Origin of the sequence: Actinospica acidithermotolerans (genome assembly GCF_018139625.1) — a bacterium.
GTDB lineage: Bacteria > Actinomycetota > Actinomycetes > Streptomycetales > Catenulisporaceae > Actinospica > Actinospica acidithermotolerans.
On record NZ_JAGSOH010000225.1, the window covers coordinates 1 to 4,379 of the forward strand.

Annotated in this window: 4 protein-coding genes; 3 read left to right on the forward strand and 1 reads right to left on the reverse strand. The window is 70.8% G+C overall.

Annotated elements, in window-relative coordinates; genetic code table 11:
* Nucleotides 1–397 precede the first annotated feature (397 nt).
* The 3 genes from KDK95_RS34010 (at nucleotide 398) to KDK95_RS34020 (ending at nucleotide 3,508) form a co-directional block, all read left to right on the forward strand.
* Complete coding sequence (locus KDK95_RS34010; RefSeq protein ID WP_212522481.1) at nucleotides 398–1,012, forward strand: hypothetical protein; 615 nt, start codon at nucleotides 398–400, stop codon at nucleotides 1,010–1,012.
* Between the two features lie 124 nt (nucleotides 1,013–1,136).
* Entirely contained in the window at nucleotides 1,137–2,783 is a 1,647-nt protein-coding gene (locus tag KDK95_RS34015) for an acyl-CoA dehydrogenase family protein (RefSeq protein ID WP_212522482.1), read from the forward strand.
* Between the two features lie 284 nt (nucleotides 2,784–3,067).
* Nucleotides 3,068–3,508: an ATP-binding protein gene (locus KDK95_RS34020; protein WP_212522483.1), complete on the forward strand. Its 441-nt coding sequence runs from the start codon at nucleotides 3,068–3,070 to the stop codon at nucleotides 3,506–3,508.
* Nucleotides 3,509–3,833: 325 nt separating this feature from the next.
* Here KDK95_RS34020 and KDK95_RS34025 read toward each other — a convergent pair whose 3' ends face one another.
* Nucleotides 3,834–4,175 carry an STAS domain-containing protein gene (locus KDK95_RS34025; protein ID WP_212522484.1) on the reverse strand — a complete coding sequence of 114 codons (342 nt, stop codon included), beginning with the start codon at nucleotides 4,173–4,175 and terminating at the stop codon, nucleotides 3,834–3,836.
* Nucleotides 4,176–4,379 lie beyond the last annotated feature (204 nt).

Genomic DNA, 4,379 nt, shown 5'->3' on the forward strand with positions numbered 1-4,379 from the left:
GACGAGGGCAGGGGAGATTTCGGTCGGGGAAACGGCGGCGGAAGGGTCTACAGCAGGAGGGCCTTCGGCTGGGGCGGCTGTCGGGGCGGCGCAGGCAGGGCGAGTTGTTCAGCAGTCAGCGCGTGGGACGAACTCGGGGGCCGGGGGTGCTGCGGGCGACGCTGCCGGCATGGGCGCGGTCGGTGAGACGGCGGGGGAGGTGATCGGGTCTACGTACGGGGAGCCTCTCGCCACCACGACCGGAGACGGGCGAACGCCGCTGCTGCCGCCGCAGCGTGACGTGCACTCGGCGACTACGGTGACGCCGGAACCGACTCCTGTCCTTGAACCGGAAAGAGTCCTTGAACTTGCCAGTGCACCGGCTGCTCCGCGCCGGCCTCGGCGGGGGCGGACGGCGTTGGCCGCGGTCACCAGTTCGCTGGCGACCGCCGTCGTGGCCGTGGCCGTCGCGGTGGTGATCTGGCCGCATGCGTCCAGTGGCAACAATCCTGTGCAGCACACGAGTCAGCCGGTGAATCACTCTGGTACGCAGTCATCGAGTGCTGCGACGTCGGCGTCCGCCTCGTCTACGCCCTCTGATTCGTCTGCGGCGCTCTCCGGAGCGAATGCAGTGCAGTTTCAGGGGCGGGTGCTGATCACCGTCAATGAGGTCGATCTGGACTCCGTGCCGGTGAACAACGGAGCCAGTTCGCAGGCCAGCGTCTATGACTCGTCCACGGGACTGGGCGCCAATCCGTATCAGCTCAGCGCGCTGCCGTACGGCAATGCGACACTGGCCACGTGGACCGGCTCGTCTACGCCTAATCGCACGCAGTGCTACGACCAGGTGGCGAGCCAAGGCGTGAATGAGCTTCCAGTTACGAACGGCACCATGGTCTGCGTGATCACGGCGCAGGACCGGGTCGCTCTGATCAAGGTGGTCGACGACCAGGCGGACAGCGGCGAGGGGATCATGACCGACGTGACGGTGTGGTCCAGTGTCATCAGCACAGCGACTGCCACCGCGTCGTAAAAAGCCGGGGCGGAGCGCGTCGCGAGGTTGGGGCGGAGCGCGTTCGTCTGCCTGGAACGGCGGTACTTCCGCATTCCAGCGCTGGGTGGCAGGATCAAGTTACCCGTAGGTAACCGATCCGGAGGTGGAGACCGTGGCAGGCCGTACCCACGAGGTCACGAACCAGGTGCCGCCGCTCGTCGGGCACGACGTGGCCGCCGACCCCGTGCTGTTGGAGGGCCTGAAGCGGGAAGGCGCCGACTGGTATGCCGACGACCTGCACCGGATCGGCGTGCTCGCCGGGACCGAGGAGGTGCAGCGGTGGGGTGACGAGGCCAATCGGTTCGAGCCGGAGCTGCGGACCCACGATCGGTACGGGAACCGGGTCGACGAGGTCGGCTTCCATCCCTCGTACCACGCGCTGATGGACGTCGCCGTGCGCGAGGGGCTGGCCGGGGCGCCGTGGGGCCAGCACAAGCCGGGGACGCACGTGGCCCGCGCGGCCGGGTTCATGGTGTGGTCGAGCGTCGAGCAGGGGCACGGGTGCCCGATCTCGATGACGTACGCCGTCGTGCCTGCCCTGCGCGCGAACGCGGAGCTCGCCGCCGAGTACGAGCCCTTGCTCACCAGTCGCGTGTACGACCCGGGCCTGCGTGCGCCGCTGGGCAAGCGCGGACTGCTGGCGGGTATGGGGATGACCGAGAAGCAGGGCGGCTCGGACGTGCGGGCGAATACGACCACTGCGACTCCGGCGCCGGACGGTACATGGCGGCTTCGGGGGCACAAGTGGTTCACCAGTGCGCCGATGAACGACGTCTTCCTCGTGCTCGCGCAGGCGCCCGGCGGGCTCTCGTGCTTCTTCGTGCCGCGCGTGCTGCCGGACGGCACCCGGAACACGTTCCTGATCCAGCGGCTCAAGGACAAGCTCGGCAACCGCAGCAACGCCAGTAGCGAGCCGGAGTTCGACGACACGGTCGCGTGGCTGGTCGGGGCCGAGGGGCGCGGCGTGCGGATGATCATCGAGATGGTCACGATGACGCGCCTCGACTGCATCCTCGGCGCCGCGTCCGGCACGCGTGCCGCACTCAACCAGGCGGCGCATCACGTGCGGTACCGCGAGGCGTTCGGCTCGCGGCTGATCGATAAGGCGCTGATGCGCAATGTGATCGCGGACCTGGCGCTCGAGTCCGAGGCGGCGACCACGCTTGCGCTGCGGGTGGCCGGGGCCGCCGACCGGTCGCTGCACGGACACGAGGGCGAGCGGGCGTTCCTGCGCCTGGCCACGGTCGTGGGCAAGTACTGGGTGTGCAAGCGCCAGCCGGCGGCGGTGGCCGAGGCGCTGGAGTGTCTCGGCGGCAACGGGTACGACGAGGCCTCCGGTATGCCGCGGCTCTACCGCGAGGCGCCGCTCAACGGCATCTGGGAGGGATCCGGCAACGTCAACGCGCTTGACGTGCTCCGGGCCCTGGTCCGCGAGCCCGAGGCGGTCGCGGCGTTCCGCGCCGAGGTCGACGCCGCGGCCGGCGGAGACGGTCGGTTGGATGCGGCCTGGCGAGGACTTCAGGCGGAGCTCGTGCTCTCCGAGGACGCCGAGTTGCGCGCTCGGCGCCTCGTCGAGCGGATGGCGTTGGTGCTGCAGGGGGCGCTCCTAGTGCGGCACGCTCCGTCCGCGGTCGCCGATGCGTTCTGCGCCTCGCGCCTCGACGGCGATCACGGCGCGGCGTTCGGCACGCTGTCCTCGGGCGTCGACTTCGACGGCGTGCTGACGCGGGTCCCGGCTCTCGGCTGGTGATCGCGCAGGGACTGGGTGATGCTCGGGGCTCGCGCGCGAATCGCGCAGGGATGGCGTGGTGATCGCACCGGGGGTTGCGGGCAGATAACGCGGTGATCGCGCGGGGGTCGTGTGGTGATCGGGTGGTGATCCCCTGCGGCGCATGATCTGCCTCGGCCGGGGTAGTCGGGAGCGCAAGACCCGGCACGGATGGGCGCCGAAGGGGCTACGCTGTCCGCTGGCGCCCGACGACGCCGTTCCGCCACCGTGAACAATCAACCCCATCGAGCTGTCGGCAGACCCTGATGTCACAGAACGCGTTCCCCGAACCTGCGAGCGTACCGCTGTGCGTGCTGCGCTTCGACGACGCGGACGACCTGCCGCACGTGCGCCACGAGGTCGGCAAGGCGGCGGAGGCGGCCGGGCTGGACCGGCGCCGGATACCCGACTTCGTGCTCTCCGCGCACGAGCTGGCGGCGAACAGCGTGATGCACACCGAGGGCGGCGGCGTGCTACGGCTCTGGACGGAGAACGGCAGCCTGATCTGCGAGGTCGCCGACAACGGGATGCTCGCGGACGCGGCGGCCGGGCAGCGCCGGCCCGATCTGTCCGGGCGCGGCGGCGCGGGACTGTGGATCGTGCGTCAGGCATGCGACTCGGTCCGGATCCGCAGCGTGCCGGGTGAGGGCACGGCGGTTCGGATGCAGATGACGCTCGCGCCGGGCGCCGAGGAGCGTGACCGGTAAGCAGACGTAACCGGCGAGCAGACGTGACCGGAGCGCGGCAAGGTTTTTTCCGTCGGCCGCGACTGGACCGCGGTCGGTGTCGCGAACCGCAGAGTGACCGCGGCCTACGCCGCGATCCGCAGGTAGACCGTCGTTTGTGCCGCCATCCGCAGTTAGACCGTCGCCTGTGCCGTCGGCTGCGGCTGGGCCGACGGCCTGGGCTGCAATCCGCGGCAGGACCGCGACCTGCGCCGCAGTCCAGCGATCAGTCGGCCCGCGATCAGTCGGATCGCGATTAGTCGGTCCGCGATCGGGCGGCTCGCGATCGGCTCGACCTTGACCCCGCCTAGTCCTCGACGAGCGCCTCGTCCACGGTGGCGCACGTGGTCACCAGGTCGTCCGCGCCGGTGAGCTCGAGGGTGCGCCGCACGGCGCGGTGCGGGGCGACGAGCCGCAGCTTGGCGCCGACCTCCTTGGCCCGGGCGTTGGCCAGCAGCAGCACGCGCAGGCCGCTGGAGTCGAGGAAGCTCAGTTCGGTGCCGTCGAGCACGACCATTCCGGCGGGTTCGATCAGCGGCTCCAGTTCTGCCCAGAACCCGTCGGCCGCGGCCAGGTCGAGCTCGCCCGCGAGCGTGACCACGAATCGGCCGGGGCCGTCCGGCGCCACGGCGACAGCGAGGCGGTCCATAGTGCTGAAACACGCTCCTTGGGCTCAAGGTGAGGCGGGTCGGGCGGCAGGTCGGGCGGCGGGCCGCTCGGCGCACAGTGTAGCCGTTCGGCCCGGCGGCCGGGCGGCCGCGGGGCCGAACGGGATCAGGATTCGTCGACGCGGGTCGCGCCGCCGGTCAGGCGGGGGTCGGGATCGGCGGGATGTCCGGACCCGGCTCGGGGA